At 54.5% G+C, this 17,265-nt stretch carries 16 protein-coding genes, 1 other RNA gene and 1 pseudogene; 8 read left to right on the forward strand and 10 right to left on the reverse strand.

The window, feature by feature from the left end; all coding sequences use genetic code 11:
• The first annotated feature begins 41 nt into the window (after nucleotides 1-41).
• Nucleotides 42-2,801, forward strand: a complete 2,760-nt coding sequence (locus tag AD948_RS15145; protein ID WP_061472583.1) for a M16 family metallopeptidase — start codon at nucleotides 42-44, stop codon at nucleotides 2,799-2,801.
• Nucleotides 2,802-3,035: 234 nt separating this feature from the next.
• On the opposite strand, the gene AD948_RS15150 is transcribed toward AD948_RS15145, so the two are convergent.
• Both AD948_RS15150 and AD948_RS15155 read right to left on the reverse strand, forming a co-directional pair.
• On the reverse strand, nucleotides 3,036-3,815 hold the full coding sequence (locus AD948_RS15150; RefSeq protein ID WP_006557136.1) for a glycosyltransferase family 2 protein: 780 nt from the start codon (nucleotides 3,813-3,815) through the stop codon (nucleotides 3,036-3,038).
• Nucleotides 3,812-5,362 (reverse strand): CgeB family protein, encoded by a 1,551-nt coding sequence (locus AD948_RS15155; RefSeq protein ID WP_061472561.1) that lies wholly within the window; start codon nucleotides 5,360-5,362, stop codon nucleotides 3,812-3,814. The genes AD948_RS15150 and AD948_RS15155 overlap by 4 nt, the downstream gene beginning before the upstream one ends.
• 498 nt (nucleotides 5,363-5,860) lie before the next feature.
• Between AD948_RS15155 and AD948_RS18795 the strand changes: the two genes are divergently transcribed.
• The gene (locus AD948_RS18795) at nucleotides 5,861-6,247 is read left to right on the forward strand and encodes a hypothetical protein (protein WP_006557138.1); all 387 of its coding nucleotides are present in this window, start codon (nucleotides 5,861-5,863) and stop codon (nucleotides 6,245-6,247) included.
• 160 nt (nucleotides 6,248-6,407) lie between these two features.
• Here the strand turns inward: AD948_RS18795 and dinB are convergent, their stop codons facing one another.
• Together dinB and AD948_RS15170 are read right to left on the reverse strand one after the other, a co-directional pair.
• Nucleotides 6,408-7,523 (reverse strand): DNA polymerase IV, encoded by a 1,116-nt coding sequence (gene dinB / locus AD948_RS15165; RefSeq protein ID WP_061472562.1) that lies wholly within the window; start codon nucleotides 7,521-7,523, stop codon nucleotides 6,408-6,410.
• Between the two features lie 318 nt (nucleotides 7,524-7,841).
• Nucleotides 7,842-8,468, reverse strand: coding sequence for a hypothetical protein (locus tag AD948_RS15170; protein WP_237934171.1), 627 nt, complete (start codon nucleotides 8,466-8,468; stop codon nucleotides 7,842-7,844).
• Nucleotides 8,469-8,633: 165 nt separating this feature from the next.
• On the opposite strand from AD948_RS15170, the gene AD948_RS15175 reads away from it, so the two are divergent.
• Complete coding sequence (locus tag AD948_RS15175) at nucleotides 8,634-9,707, forward strand: quinone-dependent dihydroorotate dehydrogenase (protein ID WP_061472564.1); 1,074 nt, start codon at nucleotides 8,634-8,636, stop codon at nucleotides 9,705-9,707.
• Nucleotides 9,707-10,579 carry a TIGR01459 family HAD-type hydrolase gene (locus tag AD948_RS15180; RefSeq protein ID WP_405055322.1) on the forward strand — a complete coding sequence of 291 codons (873 nt, stop codon included), beginning with the start codon at nucleotides 9,707-9,709 and terminating at the stop codon, nucleotides 10,577-10,579. Before AD948_RS15175 ends, AD948_RS15180 begins: the two co-directional genes overlap by 1 nt.
• Before the next feature lie 464 nt (nucleotides 10,580-11,043).
• On the opposite strand, the gene AD948_RS15185 is transcribed toward AD948_RS15180, so the two are convergent.
• The 5 genes and pseudogenes from AD948_RS15185 to AD948_RS15205 form a co-directional block, all read right to left on the reverse strand.
• Complete coding sequence (locus AD948_RS15185) at nucleotides 11,044-11,859, reverse strand: TIGR00282 family metallophosphoesterase (protein WP_035382433.1); 816 nt, start codon at nucleotides 11,857-11,859, stop codon at nucleotides 11,044-11,046.
• Between the two features lie 24 nt (nucleotides 11,860-11,883).
• Complete coding sequence (locus tag AD948_RS15190; protein ID WP_061472566.1) at nucleotides 11,884-12,471, reverse strand: 5-formyltetrahydrofolate cyclo-ligase; 588 nt, start codon at nucleotides 12,469-12,471, stop codon at nucleotides 11,884-11,886.
• Nucleotides 12,458-12,612: non-coding RNA, 6S RNA (gene ssrS / locus AD948_RS15195), on the reverse strand. The genes AD948_RS15190 and ssrS overlap by 14 nt, the downstream gene beginning before the upstream one ends.
• Nucleotides 12,604-12,960 (reverse strand): annotated as a pseudogene (locus AD948_RS19010) (cell division protein ZapA); the annotation flags it as partial. The pseudogene AD948_RS19010 and the gene ssrS, both read right to left, overlap by 9 nt.
• Before the next feature lie 3 nt (nucleotides 12,961-12,963).
• Entirely contained in the window at nucleotides 12,964-13,230 is a 267-nt protein-coding gene (locus tag AD948_RS15205) for a hypothetical protein (RefSeq protein WP_061472567.1), read from the reverse strand.
• Between the two features lie 61 nt (nucleotides 13,231-13,291).
• Here AD948_RS15205 and AD948_RS15210 point away from each other — a divergent pair, with 61 nt between their 5' ends.
• The 4 genes from AD948_RS15210 (at nucleotide 13,292) to AD948_RS15225 (ending at nucleotide 15,950) form a co-directional block, all read left to right on the forward strand.
• Nucleotides 13,292-13,834: a hypothetical protein gene (locus AD948_RS15210; RefSeq protein WP_061472568.1), complete on the forward strand. Its 543-nt coding sequence runs from the start codon at nucleotides 13,292-13,294 to the stop codon at nucleotides 13,832-13,834.
• Nucleotides 13,812-14,726: a class I fructose-bisphosphate aldolase gene (locus tag AD948_RS15215; protein ID WP_006557148.1), complete on the forward strand. Its 915-nt coding sequence runs from the start codon at nucleotides 13,812-13,814 to the stop codon at nucleotides 14,724-14,726. Before AD948_RS15210 ends, AD948_RS15215 begins: the two co-directional genes overlap by 23 nt.
• A gap of 48 nt (nucleotides 14,727-14,774) precedes the next feature.
• Nucleotides 14,775-15,380, forward strand: a complete 606-nt coding sequence (locus AD948_RS15220; protein WP_061472569.1) for a thiamine phosphate synthase — start codon at nucleotides 14,775-14,777, stop codon at nucleotides 15,378-15,380.
• Between the two features lie 117 nt (nucleotides 15,381-15,497).
• Nucleotides 15,498-15,950, forward strand: coding sequence for a DUF2501 domain-containing protein (locus tag AD948_RS15225; protein ID WP_058988124.1), 453 nt, complete (start codon nucleotides 15,498-15,500; stop codon nucleotides 15,948-15,950).
• A gap of 156 nt (nucleotides 15,951-16,106) precedes the next feature.
• On the opposite strand, the gene AD948_RS15230 is transcribed toward AD948_RS15225, so the two are convergent.
• A complete protein-coding gene (locus AD948_RS15230) occupies nucleotides 16,107-17,069 on the reverse strand; it encodes a fasciclin domain-containing protein (RefSeq protein ID WP_248846062.1) in 963 nt (320 codons plus the stop codon).
• Between the last annotated feature and the right edge of the window lie 196 nt (nucleotides 17,070-17,265).

Below are 17,265 nucleotides of genomic sequence, written 5' to 3' on the forward strand. Positions count from 1 at the left end.
CTCCTTCCTCTGGTTCTCAACACAAGGCAACGGTGCGCGGTATGGCAAGGCGGCGGAGGAGAATGGCCTCTCTCATGGTGGCGGCCACCATGCTGGCAGGTACTGCCTTATCCTCTGTTACCTGGATGACCTCTGCGCATGCGCAGCAGGCAGCACCGCAGCAAGCCGCTGTGCCGGGCATGCCGTCCTCCCTGGTGCCCGCGGCGTTAAGCAGCGCGCAGGTCGTGCGGGCCACACTGCCCAATGGGCTGCGGGTGGTGATTGTTCCTAACCGCCTTGCTCCCGTTGTGACAACGGAGATCAACTATCTTGTGGGCTCGGCCGAGGCTCCTGCGGGCTTTCCCGGAACGGCCCATGCGCTGGAACACATGATGTTCCGCGGCAGCAAAGGGCTGGATAAAGACCAGCTTGCAGCCATGGGGGCCAGACTGGGTGGCAGCTACAATGCTGACACAACGGAAGATGTCACCCAGTACTTCTATACGGCGCAGGCGCGCGATTTGCCTATCCTGCTGAAAATTGAAGCCCTGCGCATGAACGGCCTGACCTTGTCCGAGGCTGACTGGAGCAAGGAACGTGGCGCGATTGAGCAGGAAGTCTCGCGTGATCTGTCCAGCCCGGCCTACCGGTATCTGGAGCAGCTTCAGGCCATTCTGTTTGCAGGCACGCCGTATGAAAAAGATGCCCTTGGCACGCGACCCTCTTTTGACAAAACCAACGCAACGCTTCTGCGCTCCTTTTACGAAAAATGGTATGCGCCCAACAATGCTATCCTGATTATTACGGGTGACATCAATCCGGTAACAACGCTGGATCAGGTGCGTGACATCTTCGGCGCCATTCCACGCAAGACGCTGCCAGAACGGCATAAAGTGTCGCCTGTCCCGCCATCTGCTCATACCATCGCTCTTCCCACGGATTATCCGGTAGGGTTCGCAACGCTTGCTTTCCCCATGCCGGGCCGTACAGCCCAGGATTTTGCAACAGCGGATATCCTGTCCGATGTTCTAGGGAGCCAGCGTGGCGCGCTGTATGATCTGGTGCCGCAGGGCAAAGCGCTGTTTGCCGGTTTTGAATATGCGCCCAAAAAGGAAGCCGGTTTTGGACTGGCTCTGGCGGCCTTCCCCAAAGGAGCGGATTCCACCAAGACACTGGCTGATCTGCAGGGTGTGCTCGACAAGATCCGTAAGGAAGGTGTTCCGGCTGATCTGGTGGAAGCCGCAAAACGGCGTGAGATTGCCCAATTGCAGTTCTCTGCCAATTCCGTAAGTGGGCTGGCTGCGATCTGGTCCAACGCTCTGGCTTTCCAGAATCTGGAGTCCCCCGGTGATGTGGTTGCAGCCTATCAGGCCGTGACACCTGAAGCTGTTAACCGTCTGGCTGCCACGCTTCTTGATCCGACCCACGCTGTGACAGCCGTGCTGACACCAGAAAGTTCCGGAAAACCTGTGGCCGGAAAAGGGTTTGGTGGGGCAGAATCTTTTGCCTCCACCCCGGATAAACCAGTCAAGCTGCCGGATTGGGCGGAAAAAGCCCTGACCCAGCTTGAAAAGCCGGTGCCGGCACCGTTGCCTTCCGTCAGTATTCTGCCGAACGGTCTCAAGTTGATAGTCTGGCCTTCCCATGTCAGTCACACGGTTCAGTTGAGCGGCGAAATACGCCAGTCAGCAAACTTGCAGGAGCCAGTGGGCAAGGAAGGTGTGGAGGGCATTACGGAAGCCCTGTTCTCCTACGGCACCACCACGCATGATCGTCTGGCGTTTCAGAAGGCGTTGGATGATATTCCTGCGTGGGAAGATGCAGGCGGAAGCTTTTCCTTGCAGACGCTCACGCCTGATTTTGAAAAAGGCGTCGCTCTTCTTGCGGAAAATGAACTGCATCCGGCGTTTCCGGATAAGGCGTTTCAGGTTGTAAAAATGCAGACGGCTCAGGCGCAAGCTGGGCAATTGCTCTCTCCTGGCTATCTGTTTGGCCGGGCGGTTACAAAAGCCCTTGTTCCCGCCAAGGACCCGGAACTGCGGGAGGCCACGCCAGCTTCCATCATGAGTGTCTCGCGCGATGATGTTCTGCATTATTATCAGGCAGCGTGGCGGCCTGATCTGACCACTATTGTCGTGACGGGGGATATCACGCCAGAAAAGGCGCGTGCTGTGGTGGAAAAGGCTTTTGGTGATTGGAAAGCGACAGGTGCCAAGCCCGATCTTGATCTGCCCAAAATACCGCTCAGCAAGGCATCCCGTGCGAATGTGCCTGATAAAAGCAGCGTTCAGGATGAAGTGATTCTGGCGGAAACGCTGGGGTTGCAGGTTAGTGATCCGGACCGTTTCCTGCTGAATCTGGGCAATGAAGTCTTGGGTGGGGGGCTGTTCTCCTCCCGGCTGTATCGGGATCTGCGGGTTAAAACCGGGTATGTCTATTCGGTCGGGAGCAGTTTTGACTGGAGCCGGACCCGTGGCAGCTATTCCATTGAATACGGGGCAGACCCGAATAAAGTAGGGCAGGCGCGTGTGGCTGCGGTTAAAGACCTTCAGGCCATGCAATCTGCTCCCCCGACAGACGATGAACTGTCTCTCGCTAAAGCGTCTCTCCTGCGTAGTCTGCCGTTGCGGCGGTCCAGTCTGGGGGCAATTGCCCGCCAGTATCTGAGCCTGACAGACCTTGATCTGCCACTGGATAATACGGACAAGGCGGCAGAGGTGTACTACAAGGCAAGTGGCGCAGAAGTGCAGGCAGCGTTTAAAAAATGGCTACGTCCGGACGATCTGGCGCAGATTGTCAAAGGTCCTGCTCCAAGCTGGTAATGCTGAGAGGCGATGTAAACGCCCTTTCCAGATTGGAATAATAGAAAAGGCTGACAAAATTTTAGGTTTTGTCAGCCTTTTTAGTGAGCAGAAATAACGGCGCGTTCTGGTCACTCATGGCAGAGGAACTCTGTCAGCGCTATTTATGTTCGGCTTGTCGCGTAACCGACCCGTGTAGCAGGCAGACTATAGGCGCAAATGGGGAGACGCCTCTGCCTGCAACTGGAGAGGCTTTTATTTTGTGGCTGTTTCTGGTGAGGGGTGACGGAATTCCATCACCAGTTCCAGATCATAATGGGCGGCCAATGCTTCCGTTGCTGTGCGGGAAGAGTGGTGAACTCGATAGCGGCACAGAATTTCCGGCAGGTAGCCGGGCGTAAGGCCGTGATCAATAAATTTCAGCCAGAAATCATAATCTTCCCAGCCTTCTTCAATATGGGAAAAGCCGCCCACTTTTTCCCACGCCTCTTTGCGGATGAGCGCCATGACATCCACATAATTGCTTTCTCTCATGCGTTCAGGGTCCCAGATATCTGCCTTTCCAATACCCTGACGGTTACCGAATTCTTCTATCTGTGTGTAAACAGCGGGAAATTTACCATTGATGAGCGCAGCATAAGTCTTTTCCAGCGCTGTGGGATAAATCAGATTATCTGCGTCCATAATGAAGACAGCTTCGGCTGAAGCATGGTCAAAGGCGCAGTTGCGAGAAAAGGAAGGCCCCTGATTACGCGGGTTGACCAGAAGCAGGGTGCGATAGAACCGATCCCTGTTTTCTTCCATCCAGCCGGAAATAACATCAACCGAGTCATCCTTGGTGGACAGATCATCCACAACAATCAACTCGATAGCTTGATGTGTCTGGGCGGCAATGGAGTCCAGACACTCTTCAACCACCTTGGCGTAATTGTAATTGGTGACACAGACGGTAATGAGGTCTTTGGGTTTCCGGCTCTTCTTTTTATGCAGGAAGACAACATCCGGCGCAGGGTCCCAGGGTTTCAGCACGCTCATTTCAAAGTGCTCCAAACGGCAGAGATGTAGTTTTTCACGTCAAGATTCTTGGAATTGAAAATATCATCGTCTTCCAGAAGAGTGATGATGTTTTCCTGAATTTCCTCAGCCTTTTCCTGTCCCTCTTCAGTTCGTATCAGCCATTCAACCAAATTAGGCATGTGGCGGGGTGTTTCTGCAAGAAAATGTACGCCTTCCTTGTAGAGCGGGTGAGGGAAGCATTCTTCAGTCACCACAATGGAACCTGAAGCCATGCTCTGTTTGACAATACGGTGCCATTCAAAAAAACAGTTGTCATCGCGGTGGATGTTGAGAGAAATTTTCGAATTTTCGGCAACATAGCGCGGCAGGCGCGAGAGGATGTCGTACATGCCTGTAGCAGGAAGCGGGCCTTCCGCTTTCCGGTAATAGAAAAAAGTCTGGTAGTCAGAAAAGAAACTGGCAGAGCGGGAGAAAAACTTCTCCCGCTTGCGCGATGCATTGCCAAAGAAACTGACATCAATACTGCGTTCATGAAATGGTCTGAACGGCGATGAGTTTTTCTGTGCGCCTTCAGGCAGCACCCTAAAGAGGGGATGTTTGCGGTCTGATGGGGTCAGAACGCAGTCTTCCATCTCAACAGGTGGATCAAAATGGAAAACGGGCAGACCGATATCAGAGAAGGATTTCAGGTTCTGGTAGCACAGGTCCATCACCCCGGCAGACATCAGGATATAAATGATCCCGCGCGTAAACCAGAGCGTTTGAGGCTGCTCCGTGTTGAACATGATGGCGTTGTGGATGATTTCGTCTTTTTTCCATGGTTCGCTGCCCGGCAGGAAGAAAAATTCATGGGGAGCACAGAAAATGCAAAGGTCTGGTGCATCTTCCATTTTTGTTTTTTCTGTCAGAACACTTGAATTCAAGCCGCTATCGTTAAGATAGAGGTTCAGACATTCAGAAATTTCTTTGATAAAAGAATTTCCTTCTGAATGATGAAAAACGCCGATTGTTTTAGGAACGGGCTTTTTGAGCGATCGGGTTGATATCTTGTAGTGGGCAGGTTTTTGACACTCGACGCCCAGCGCATGTGCGATTGATTTTTTGGAGAAGACCTCTCGTCCCTCTCCCACACCGTAAAGGAGAGCATGGCGAAGAGGGGAGAGTGTGGTGGATGCCACATCCGCGTTCATGTTGAGGTAATCATCAGCATTAAAGAAGGCATAATTCTTTAATCTGTTAAGAGCGAGAGTAATGGAGTTATAGGAATATTCCTGTAGGAGGCCTTTTTCAAAAAAATGAAGGTTTTCATTGTTTCTTAAATAGTGCGCAAACGGGTTTTCACCATTTTCAATGGCATTTTTATAGAGTGAGTAATAAATTTTTGTATTAAAGTTATCATTCGGGTTTTTATTTTCTTTCGACCCAAATAAAACGTAGTGCACAATTGGATCAAGGCCAGATGATTCTGCTTCGGGGTTCTCGGTAGTATAGTAGTCAGCATCAAATTTTTTGGATTCTATAATTGTTTTTATGTCTTTTTTGTTCCAGGCGGTTAAAGCGGCCATAATGTTTCCTGCAGGAGCTGATCAATCATGTGTTGAGAAAAGGGTACAGCAAAAACAGGCATGTGAGAATGGAGACGGCTATCTGAGATGCCAGCAGGTTGAGCCTAAGGGTGCTAGCCGCTGTCTGGGAGAGAGCAGGATTGATAGTATAGAGGTTCAGAGCATGGGATAAATTTTATCTGAACAGACTCCTGTCAGTTAAAAGTGCTCTACCCTGGAGTGAAATTTCCCATTGTAATAACAGGCGTATAAAATAATCATAAATTATTAAAGAAACATCACAATGTAAGGCGCATTCTTTTCATTTTTATTAAATGTTTGTGTTTATAAAACAAATAGAAAGTCAGAATTGTGCGTTTTGTGTTTATTAGAATAAAAACGTTTCGCTCCTGTTTTTATGGGTGGACAATGGTGCACAGGATTGCTTATTTTTTATTATCAGAGATGCGATTGTGAGTTGCCGGAATGACCAAAGTTGCTGTTAAGCAAAAACGAGCAGTGAAGCCCCGCCAGGTTTCAAACCAGAAAATAGTGCGGCGTGCTCCTGCCCGCAAAAAAGCGGCGGTTGTGGAGCCTGAACTGGACGAAGAGATCATTGACGTTCCTCTGGACGTGCAGGCACCCGTAGCGGACGCTGCCACGGCGGCAAGTGCAATCGCATTTGATGGCGGATGGTATCTTCAAACCTATCCCGACGTGCAAGCCGCAGGGGTTGATCCGCTGGAGCACTTCCTTGAAAATGGCGTAAAGGAAGGAAGAAACCCCAATCCTCATTTTGATGGTGAGGCTTATCTGCGAGCAAATCCTGATATTGCTGACTTCCCGCCAGGACCTTTCATACATTACGTATGTTATGGCTTTCAGGAAAAGCGCCCTCTGCGCTAACCTGTCGCTTATGGCGTGTTGTGCAGTCATGACAGCACGCCACTTTGATTATGGTTTGGATTATGTATTTTAGATAATCTATAACCGTAATTCTCAGTATTTATTCCATTATAAAAATTGTTTTTAAATAATTTCTGTTTTGGTTGTCTTTTTATAAAGACTAATCTCCCTGTGAAGACTTATTGGATATTTCTAAAGAACCCAGAAGCGAAAGTTGTGTCTCTGTGGCGGGGCTATCTGTTGGTTCGAGAGAGGAAAGGGTAATCCCCAACAACCGCACACCCCGGGTCAGGGGAAGAAGCGGGTTTAAAAGAAGAAGAGCAATCTCTTCAAGTTGCGCGGAGCCCTGAACACAGTGGGGTAAAGACTTGCTGCGTGTAAGTTGTGTAAAATCTTCATAGCGCAGTTTTAACGTTACGGTGCGGCCAGAAAGGGTGCGCTTGGCGCTGGCCTGCCACACAGCTTGGCTCAGGTTGCCAAGGGCGGAATGAAGATCGGCCGGGAGCCGAATATCACGTTCAAATGTTGTTTCTTTCCCGATGGATTTACGTGGGCGATTAACCTCTACAGGCCGGTTATCTTCGCCCCGTGCGATGCCATGATAGAAGGCCGCAGCTTTTCCGAAATGGTGTGCCAATGTGGAAAGAGATTGGGCGCGTAAATCAGCCCCAGTGTAGATGCCCAGAGAATTCATGCGCGCAGCGGTAGCGGGGCCTATTCCATGAAAGGCCGAAACCGGCAGGTCCGCCACAAAGGCTTCTCCTGCGCCGGGTGGGATAACAAACTGTCCATTGGGTTTACGATAGTCTGAAGCCAGTTTTGCCAGAAACTTGTTGTAGGAAATACCAGCTGAGGCGGTAAGGCCCGTTTCGGCCAGAATGGCGGCCCGGATTTCCTGCGCTATGATGGTGGCATAAGGGCGCGGCAGCAGTGGCTGTGTCACATCCAGATACGCTTCATCCAGAGAGAGGGGTTGGATAAGCGCCGTGTAGCGGGCGAAAATGGCATGAATCTGGTTGGAAACCGCGCGGTACACCTCAAAGCGTGGAGGGACGAACACAAGATTCGGGCATTTCCGCTTGGCCACAACGGAGGGCATGGCTGAACGGACTCCAAACGTACGGGCTTCATAGCTGGCCGCAGCGACGACACCTCGTTCCCGGCTTCGCCCGACCGCTACTGGCAGGCCCCGAAGGTTTGGGTTGTCGCGCTGTTCGACGGAGGCGTAGAACGCGTCCATATCAATATGAATAATGCGGCGCACGGGGTGGTTCATTACCTGGAACCTATCACATCTGGCGGGCGCATTCTAAGGCAGGGCAGATAGCTGAACCTGACAAGGCTTCACAATCAGAGTGAAACTGCCTCGCTTGCGGTCGGGCGCATTATGCTCGCTCCTTCTATCCCAGATACAGCAAGACCGGGCGTCTTTTTCTTCCGGCATGAAGAAAGTGCGCCCGGTCTGACCGTAGGGATAGGAAAGAGGATCTAGGAAGAGATATCAGTTAAGAGTCTTAGAGAGTGTGAGGTCTTTGAGTCAGAAAACAAGAACCATTCAGCGGCAGAGGGATAGGGGAGCCCTCCACCGGATGGGTTAGTGGGTAAGCTGTTTTGAGGTTGAAGGGACGGTGTCATGACGAACTGTGCCCAAAGGCCAGCTTACATGGGTTGTGTCCATGTTGACGTCATGCCACCGGGCGAGTGAAAGGGCAGCAGCCGTTGTGGCGCGCGGGCGCACATAGGCTGATACCATTTCATGGGATGGGCGCCGGGCCAGGGTTTTGACCGCATGGTGCGAAAGCCAGTAGCCCGCACCAGCCAGACAGGCGCCAAGTGTTGTGATGGCGGAAGTCAGCCGCGCCACCAAAGAAGGAAAAGGCAGAAGCGGATGCAGCAGGGAATGGACCTCCGCATCACGCTCGTTCTGGGCGGCTTCTGTTGCCAGCAGCAAATTGTATTCTGTGGGGGTAATGGCCAGTGCGCTGCCCGAACGGATATCGAGGGATGGAATTTCAAGTGCTGCCATATGGGTCAACGCATCATGAAAGGCGTTGGCAACGGCCAGAAATTCCTGCCGGAAGCAAGGGAGGAACACCCCTATCTGCCGCCCGCACGATGCTGGGGGAGGGGATGAGACCGTACCGACAAGACGGCGAATGGTCCAGATTGTCAGCCGTTCGCTGCAGGCAAGATCTGTCAGGTAAACCGGTGAACGTGTCATGGCGCATCCTTGAGGGGAAAAGCCCTCATCCTCTATGCTGTGGTCAGTCTCTTTTAGATGAGAACAATTCTCATTTGCAAGAGAAAAATCACAATACATCCTCTCAACGGCGCAAACGTGGTTTTTCCTCTTTTCTTGTGCGTCGTCATGAGGCAGTACAAAAGCATGTCTTCCCTTGCTTCTCTCTCCCTTCCGTTCCTCCGTAAACTGGAGCCGGAAACGGCACATGACATGGCGCTTGATGCGCTCATGCTCGGCCTTTCCGTCCCCGTTAAACGGCCGGTTGATGATCCGGCTCTGGCAACCCGTGCGCTGGGTATGCGGTTTTCCAATCCTATCGGCATGGCTGCCGGGTTTGATAAAAATGCCCGCGTTCTGCGTCCGCTTGCCCAACTGGGATTCGGGTTTGTGGAAGCCGGAACGGTCACGCCGCGCCCCCAGCCCGGTAACCCTCGGCCGCGTCTGTTCCGCCTTACGGAAGATCGGGCCATCATCAACCGGATGGGTTTCAATAATCAGGGGATAGACCGCTTTGCCGTGCGTCTGGCCCGTCTGCATCGCACTCTGCCTTCCGGGCGTGGCGGTGGGGCAGGGGCACCCGTGGGGGCCAATCTGGGCATCAATAAAACCGGCGCAGATCCGGAGCGGGATTATCCTGCGCTGGTGGGGCGGGTGAAGCCGTATGTCAATTACATCGTGCTCAATGTGTCTTCTCCCAATACGCCGGGTTTGCGGGGCCTGCAGGATGCCAGCCGTCTGAAAGGTATTCTGGATGCCATCGCCCAACGCCATTCGGAGCGCCCGCCATTGTTGGTCAAATTGGCGCCTGATCTGGAAAATGATGCCGTTGGCCCGATTGTTGAGGCCGCTATAGCGGGGGGCGCACAAGGACTTATTGTCACCAACACCACGTTGGCCCGGCCGTCCTCCCTGCAAAGTCCATTCAAAGGGGAAAGTGGTGGCCTTTCAGGCAGGCCGTTGCGCCCGCGTGCCACGGAAATGTTGCGTCTGGTCGCGCAGGCGGCAGCCGGACGCATGGCGCTGGTCGCCTGCGGCGGCATAGAAAGCGGCGCGGATATTCTGGAACGCATCCGGCTGGGGGCTGATCTGGTGCAGGTCTATTCGGCTTTTGCCTATGAAGGACCCGCCCTTATCGCGCGTCTCAAGCAGGAAATGCTGGAGATCATGCGGCAGGACAATATTGAGATGCTTGATGATATTCGGGGAACGGCTCTGTAATGGCGGATAGCATGTACTCAATGCAAAGCCTGACTGGTCTGAAAGCTCTGGCTGATCAGTATGATGGCTACATTGTTGATCTGTGGGGCACGGTTCATGACGGCATTCAGCCATATCCTGGTGCCGTAGAGTGCTTGAAAGCGCTGCGTCAGGCTGGCAAGCGAGTGGTTATGCTGTCCAATGCGCCAAGACCGGCAGAAGTGGTCTGCAAGCAGCTTGAAAGTTTTGGCATAGGCCGTGACCTGCATGATGGTGTGATGACCAGCGGAGAGCAGGTGCGCCACCTACTGCGTGAGCGTCATGATCCATGGTTTGCACGCCTTGGTCGCAAAGTTCTGCATGTCGGCGGTACGCATGATCTTGGACTGTATGAGGGGCTGGACCTTGAGCGCGTAGCAGACCCGGCAGAGGCTCAGTTCATTCTCAATACGGGGCCAGATCAGGAACGGGGTGTGGAGTCGGTTGATCCTTATCTGCCGGAACTTCGTATCGGGCTTGAGCGTGGGTTGCCCATGCTCTGCGCCAATCCGGACATGGTTGTGGTCAAAGGCGGCCGCAGGATGATCTGCGCCGGGGCGCTCGCCTCGTTTTATGAGCAGGAAGGCGGCAATGTACGCTGGGTTGGAAAACCCTATGGCGAGATTTATGCACCTGTCTTCACCATGCTGAATGTGCCGCAGGGGCGTATTCTGGCACTTGGTGATGCTCTGGCGACCGATATGCGCGGTGCAGCCGTCGCCGGTATTGATGGCGCGTGGATTCTGGGAGGCATCCATCAGGAAATGCTGGGGGATGATGCTGGTCTGGCAGCGGAGGAAGCCGAGGGCGCAGGCCTGCGCCCGGTAGCAACTCTGCCGCGCCTTGTGTGGTGATCATCCCGGAGGACACGAACCCTGCGGGAAAAAGGTCACTCCAGAAAGGCGAGAAGAGCCGACGCTGCGGTTTGAACAGTCAGACAGCTAAGGGCGGCGGTTGAGGGAAAGATGCCCTTGAAGACTCCCGGTGGGGATGAGGGCGAAAACCCAAAGCATTCAGGCCCATAAAGTCGCCGTCTGACTCGCCTGACAGACTTTTCAAACAGCCTCCAAAGTCTTGCGATCCATGGAATAAGAGGCAAAAGCCTCTCTGCTGTTAATGCAAGATCCCCTGCGCGTCAGAGCGCTATGATCCTTTCAAGGCTGCCTTCTTTTTACATCCGTTGCAGGAAACACGTTAGGGCCGTGAACGGATTGATTACGGTTTGAGGTGTCTGCTGTGTTCTGCCGAGCCTTGTGCTCGACAGCCTGTGGACTCTTCTTTTCGGAAGAGTGCTGGAGGCGTTCCTGCATGTAGCCGTTCAGAAGTCCGGTAGCGTCTGGGCCAGCAAACCGCCCTGCCGGATGGGTGCAATGCGGCGGGCGAGCCCCGTGGCATCATCCGTTTCAACCATGATGCCACACATGGTCGCTTCACCCTCTGCCGGTTGCAGGCGTTCTCCCGGCATTTTGCGCAGAAAGCGCGTCATGGCCGGTTCTTTATTCATTCCGATTACACTGTCGTAGTCACCGCACATTCCGGCATCAGTCTGGAAGGCAGTGCCAGCGGGCAGAATGCGATGATCAGCCGTAGGGGTATGGGTATGGGTGCCCACAACTAGAGAAACGCGGCCATCCAGCACATTGCCAAACGCCCACTTCTCACTGGTGGCTTCTGCATGAATGTCCACCACAATGGCCTGTGTGGTCACACCCAGCCGATGGCGGGTGAGGAGTTCATTCACGCAACGGAAGGGGTCGTCCAGAGGGTCCATGAATAGGCGGCCCATGGCGTTGACCACCAGAGCCTTCCGCCCGTCTGGCAGTTCCACCTGAACGCTGCCATGGCCCGGCGTGCCGGGCGGGTAATTGATGGGCCGAATAATGCGGGGTGTGGAACTGATATGGCCGATCAGGTCTCTACGGTCCCAGCTATGGTTGCCGAGGGTGATAACATCCACACCGCCTTCAAACAGATCCGTGCCGATGGCGGGGGAGAGACCAAAGCCATGACTGGCATTTTCTGCGTTCACCACAACCAGATCAAGTGCAAGGCTGGTTCGCAGGCCGGGCAGGCGGCTTAACACTACGTCTCGACCGCAGCGGCCAACAATATCTCCAAGAAACAGAATTCTCACGCGCCCGTCTTTCCGTGTGTACGTTCAGTCAAAATGCAGTCTCTCCTTTTCTGTCACAATGCAGGAGAGAGGATGGTCATAAGGCCCGGTGGGAATGTGGTCCACCTCCTGCGCCGCCAGCGCGTAACCCACGGCATCTGCGTGAGGCAGCGTGGAGAGCGTGCGGTCATAATAGCCGCCCCCATATCCCAGCCGGTTGCCGCGTCTGTCAAACCCGACCAGTGGCACCATGATGGCCTGAGGCGTCAGAACCGGACCATTTGGCACACACGTGCCAAACCGTCCCGTCTGCATGACGCAGTCGGGCGTCCATACCCGAAATACGAGGGGATGCCCGCGTGGCGGCGTTTCGGGCAACAGGACCGTTCGGCCAGCAGCCGCCAAAGCATGGCAGACAGGTCTTACATCAAGTTCGTGCGGTAAAGGCCAGACACAGGCGATCCTTTCGGCCTCAAGCGCCAGCAGGCTTTCCGATAGTCTGCGGCACAGGAGAGGATCAAGTGTCTGATCACGGTTTTTCAGCGCCGCAAGGCAATGTGCCCGAAGCTGCTTTTTGGCTTCGGCCACCGCCGGTGGATCAGATTGTAGGGGAGAAGAGTGCGGAGCCACCATGGCCGTTGGTCTTTCAACCTCCAGGACCTGCTAGTGCAGGTGGGCGCCGGGTAATGTGACCAGGGCCACAACAGAGCCAGCTCCCTAGGAAGTGCTTATCGGCCCAGGGGATGACTCGCCTGACGTGCCGGACAGCTCCGCCTCTTCTATGTAGGCGCGCTCAAGGGTGGCTGCAATAGCTTCCGCACGTTCTGCCAGATCAATCAGGCGGGATGACGTCAAAGCCTGCTCGGCGCGCATGCGTTCCACGTCCTGTACGGCCTGATTTGTGCTTTCTGGCAGAAGCTGGTCAGAAAGATCCTGAATTTCATCAGCCATCAGCAGAGCAGCCAGAACCAGAACGTGGCTTTCCCCGGTAAAACCAAGGGCGCGTACCCGCTGGGTACGGCGTTCTACCTGCTGGGCCATGGCCTGAACGTGCCGTTCCTGGCCGTTTTCGCACCCTACGGAATAGGCATGGCCATTGATACGGATTGAAACGGTTGCCATAGGTTACTTATCTTCCGGAGAGTCAGTCTGGGCAAGGGCATCACGCACACGGCTGATCAGGGCGTCAACATTGGCGGCCAGTTCCTGCACTTCCAGCCCCTGTCGCTCCTGGCTTTGCTTTTTCTTGTCCAGCGCAAAGGAAATTCTTTGCAGGGCGCGGTCCAGACGCACAATAGGGTCTTCCTGTTCCCGCAGCCCTTCGGCCAGAACAGGCGTGCTGTCAGGTTCATTCGTTTCGGAGAAAGACTGCCCCACGGCCTGGTCCTGCATTCTTTTTTACCCTTCAATTGTTTAGGAATCACCCGCAAACGCGGCGGCGTCAAGCATGGTCATGAAAAAGGCATCACTTTTGTCCCCCTCCTTTCTCCCCCCACACCTGTTTACACTGCATGATTATGCCTCTGGTGTGGCAGTGTGGGAGGCCGCAAGTGCTGCGGGTGTGCCTTTTTCAAAAAACGGGCAACCAATGGTGGGGTTTCTCTCGGCACCCGGCGCAGCGGGGTTCATGGGAGTGCGCTGGTGGCGGGCCCTGATCGGGGAGATGGAAAAACACCTTCAACACCCCTGCTTCCATATTCTGGATTGTGGAGAAAGCCCGGGCTACGCCATGGCGGCGGCAGGTTTGCAGCAACGGATTGTTCTGCAGGGCGATTCTGCCGGAACCCGTGCCGTAAAACGTTTTTATGAGGAGGCCGGAGGTCATGTTTTCATAACACGCCCGCCATCATTTGACCTTATACCCTCATTATCTGTCACAACACATCTTGCCGCGTATTTCACACGCAGTTATTGCCAAGGTAGAGTTCCGGACCTCAACAGCCCGGAAGCCAAGCCAGAGGAAGGATTTCCCAATGACGCTTACCCCCCAGGTTAAGGCTATTCTTGATCAGTACGAGAGCGATAATCCCGGAACAAAAACAAATCTCGCCCGGTTTCTGAATGCGGGTAAACTGGCTGGCACGGGGAAGCTGGTCATTCTTCCGGTTGATCAGGGTTTTGAACACGGTCCGGCACGTTCCTTCGCCGCTAATCCGGCAGCATATGACCCCCATTACCATTTTGAATTGGCAATTGAAGCTGGGCTGAGCGGTTACGCTGCCCCGCTGGGCATGCTGGAATGCGGTGCCGCCACCTATGCTGGCGAAATTCCGCTGATTTTGAAGTGCAACAGCTCCAACAGCCTTGCCACGGAAAAAGATCAGGCTGTGACGGGCACCGTGGCAGATGCGCTGCGTCTGGGCTGTGCAGGCATCGGCTTTACCATCTATCCGGGTTCTGAATACTGCTTCGAGCAGATGGAAGAACTGCGTGAACTGGCTGCTGAAGCCAAGTCTGTTGGTCTGGCTGTGATTGTGTGGAGCTACCCGCGTGGCCCGCTGCTGGACAAGCCCGCAGAAACCGCTGTGGATGTGTGTGCCTATGCTGCCCATATGGCTGCACTGTGTGGGGCTCACATCATCAAGGTGAAGCCGCCGCAGGAACTGGTGGCTCTGGCTGCCAACAAGCCGGTGTATGAGCAGAACAAGATTGATATCTCCACCATGCCGGCCCGTATCCGTCATGTGGTGCAGTCTTCTTTTGCTGGCCGTCGTATCGTGATCTTCTCCGGTGGTGACAAGACCAGCGAGGAAGGCCTGCTGAACACCATTCAGGGTATCCATGATGGCGGCGGCTTTGGTTCCATCATCGGCCGGAACGTGTTCCAGCGTCCGAAGGCAGAAGCGCTTGACCTGCTGGACAAAATCATCACCATCTTTAAAAGCTGAAACACGGAAACGTGAACGCAGGATAAGGGGCCGCGAGGGAGGGCCGTTATGACGGCAAGTGATCTGTATCTCGCAACCCCCATCCTGCAGGATGGTGAGGCATTTCTGCCTGATCTGGTACGGGGGCTGGCTGCGCAGCCTCCGGCCGCTCTTCTGTTACGGCTGGCGGATGCGCCAGAAAGCAGACTCATAACGCAGATCCAGAAAATTCAACCTTTGGTGCAGGCGCAGGATATTGCCCTGATGCTGGAGGATCGTCCTGCCTTGGCCCTGAAGACAGGGTGTGATGGTGTTCACCTCTCCACCGGTTTTGCCGCCAGTTCCGTGCGTGATGTGCGCAAAAGCATTGGGGATGCCCTGCAACTGGGAGTTGCCGTGGGTGCCAGCCGTGATGCGGCCATGCGCGCGGGCGAGGATGGTGCTGATTACGTGTGTTTCAGTGCGGAAGGCGCTGAGGGCGCGGTACAGGATGAGGACGAGCCGGAAGATCTTACCGCGCTTGTACGGTGGTGGTGCCTCATGATGGAACTTCCCGCCGTTGTTCTTGCGCCAGAACCAACTGATGTTGCCGGTTTTGTACAGGCCGGAGCAGATTTTATCATGCCCGCAGCAACGTTCTGGGCACACCCGCAGGATTGGCCCAGTTTGGCCTGAGCGCCGCCATAGTTCGGCCATTTGTTCCCGTCATGTCTGCTGGCAGTTCTTCAGGCTGAAGGGGATGCGTATTTTCGCTTACACTCCGTACAGTCTATGGATAAGGAAGTAAGGCTCATGATTAACAAAACCACATTTGCCGCAGTGTTGATGGCTGCCGGACTGGCTGGTGCCGCCTCTGCTCAGGCCCAGAGCTGGGGCAGCATGGGTAAGGATGCGCTCTCCAGTGCCACAAGCAGCGCAACCAGCAGTGCGAAAAGTGCGGGCATGGGCATGATGAGCAACATGCTCCCCAGCCTTTCTTCCGCCAGCACCAGCAATATTACGGGTATTCTGGGTTACTGCGTGCAGAACAATGTGCTGCAGGGTGCTCAGTCCACGGCGGCGTCTTCCGTTCTGGGTAATCTGACCCAGAAGGACAGCATCACGTCTTCCAGCGGCTATAGTGCTGGTCAGAACGGCTTGTTGCAGACGGGCAATAACCAGATGTTCTCGCTGGCTAATCTGAAGGGTGAAATGAAAACCAAGCTGTGCAGCATGGTGCTGAACAAGGCTCAGTCCCTTCTGTAAGGCATAGGTTTTTCCGGGTTCTGCAAAAAAGTATGTCGCCAGAACCGGTGAGTGCTTTTTAAAGAAACCAGATGTATCAGTTAAAAAAGCCTGTCGGGATAAACCGACAGGCTTTTTTGTTGAGTGAGTTTTTTTTACAGAACCCGAGATCTGCTGTTAGCGGGATGATGTACCTTGGTCTTGTAGAGACGGCGGCATGGAAAGAGTGTCCAGCCCGGCGGAGGCAGCGCGATGCCCCGGAAGCGGCTGCGAAACAGGGGCTACCGGCGTCACGGTAGCGGGCTGCTTGCTGACTGGCGCGACAGACCGGGCTGTGCCGGAATGCACCTTGATTCCATGAGGCCGTGGCGTAGGAGCCGTGGCGGGTGGCGCAACCGGAGGCAGGATGAGGGACTGGGTGAAGTAAAGCATGCCGTTTGATTGCGGAATGCCCGTCACCCAGAGCCGGGATGTCATGCCTTCGCCATTTCCCAGAATGATCTGGCCGGTAGGCTGATCCACCCAGGCGGACAGGATGTGCCCGTTTAATGTGGGCAAACCTACGGAATGGGTAGGAGATGCCGTTGCGGCTGCCCGCAACTGGGAGACACTCCATTTTCCCTTCACAATGGAATAGCTCAGAATTTCCTTGAGAAGAGCCGTATTTTCCGGTGCAGTCAGCTTGCCTTGGGTCTGCGTGTCATATTGTTCCAGCACCGCATTGGGAATGCCAAAAACCGTGAAGGGACCGTCTTTCTGAAGGATGGGCAGCAGGCCGGTTGTGGTCAGGCCGTGCGTATAATCCGCAAGTTCAATCGAACTCTGCACTGTTTCTGAAAGAGGCCGATCACAGAATGCTGGGGTTTCCGGGTCTGCGTAGGCAATGGCGCTATCCGGGGCGTTCTTGTTGTCCTCAGCCGCCACCTTCCGGGGTTCGTAGGTTCTGGTGCCGGATATGGTCGGCATCATGTAGGCGCAGGTGCCCGTGGGCGTTTTAAAAACATCCTGTCGTGCGCGGCTCTGGCAGGCTGAAAGACCTGTTAACCCCAGCAGGGCGGTGCCCAACAGAAGCGGCTTCAAGGCGGCTGGTGTAAAAGAAGCCGTTTTCAGATGTGCTGCCCGTACGCGGGGATGCCGCATAATCGTCTCCCATAAAATCATGCCAGAAAAAGAAATCTCAAAGGCTTATGGCAGACTGTGCCGCAATGGTCAGCACCCGTCACCCCGCATGGTCCATGCGGAGACAACACCATTCACCAGTTCAAATGTGGTCTGGCATGTATAGGTATAGGCTGTGGTCGGGAACCCGCCGCCCCAGCCCCAGCCACCCCAGCCG

Origin of the sequence: Acetobacter senegalensis, from assembly GCF_001580995.1 — a bacterium.
GTDB lineage: Bacteria > Pseudomonadota > Alphaproteobacteria > Acetobacterales > Acetobacteraceae > Acetobacter > Acetobacter senegalensis.

Excerpts from the sequence above, each read along its gene's own strand:
- AD948_RS15225 (WP_058988124.1), top strand. The coding sequence starts at position 15,498 with ATGATTAACAAAACCACATTTGCCGCAGTGTTGATGGCTGCCGGACTG.
- AD948_RS15210 (WP_061472568.1), top strand. The coding sequence starts at position 13,292 with ATGAAAAAGGCATCACTTTTGTCCCCCTCCTTTCTCCCCCCACACCTG.
- AD948_RS15205 (WP_061472567.1), bottom strand. The coding sequence starts at position 13,230 with ATGCAGGACCAGGCCGTGGGGCAGTCTTTCTCCGAAACGAATGAACCT.
- AD948_RS15170 (WP_237934171.1), bottom strand. The coding sequence starts at position 8,468 with ATGACACGTTCACCGGTTTACCTGACAGATCTTGCCTGCAGCGAACGG.
- AD948_RS15175 (WP_061472564.1), top strand. The coding sequence starts at position 8,634 with ATGTCTTCCCTTGCTTCTCTCTCCCTTCCGTTCCTCCGTAAACTGGAG.
- AD948_RS15145 (WP_061472583.1), top strand. The coding sequence starts at position 42 with ATGGCAAGGCGGCGGAGGAGAATGGCCTCTCTCATGGTGGCGGCCACC.
- AD948_RS15190 (WP_061472566.1), bottom strand. The coding sequence starts at position 12,471 with ATGGTGGCTCCGCACTCTTCTCCCCTACAATCTGATCCACCGGCGGTG.
- AD948_RS15150 (WP_006557136.1), bottom strand. The coding sequence starts at position 3,815 with ATGAGCGTGCTGAAACCCTGGGACCCTGCGCCGGATGTTGTCTTCCTG.
- AD948_RS15215 (WP_006557148.1), top strand. The coding sequence starts at position 13,812 with ATGACGCTTACCCCCCAGGTTAAGGCTATTCTTGATCAGTACGAGAGC.
- AD948_RS15230 (WP_248846062.1), bottom strand. The coding sequence starts at position 17,069 with ATGCGGCATCCCCGCGTACGGGCAGCACATCTGAAAACGGCTTCTTTT.
- AD948_RS15220 (WP_061472569.1), top strand. The coding sequence starts at position 14,775 with ATGACGGCAAGTGATCTGTATCTCGCAACCCCCATCCTGCAGGATGGT.
- dinB (WP_061472562.1), bottom strand. The coding sequence starts at position 7,523 with ATGAACCACCCCGTGCGCCGCATTATTCATATTGATATGGACGCGTTC.
- AD948_RS15180 (WP_405055322.1), top strand. The coding sequence starts at position 9,707 with ATGGCGGATAGCATGTACTCAATGCAAAGCCTGACTGGTCTGAAAGCT.
- AD948_RS15155 (WP_061472561.1), bottom strand. The coding sequence starts at position 5,362 with ATGGCCGCTTTAACCGCCTGGAACAAAAAAGACATAAAAACAATTATA.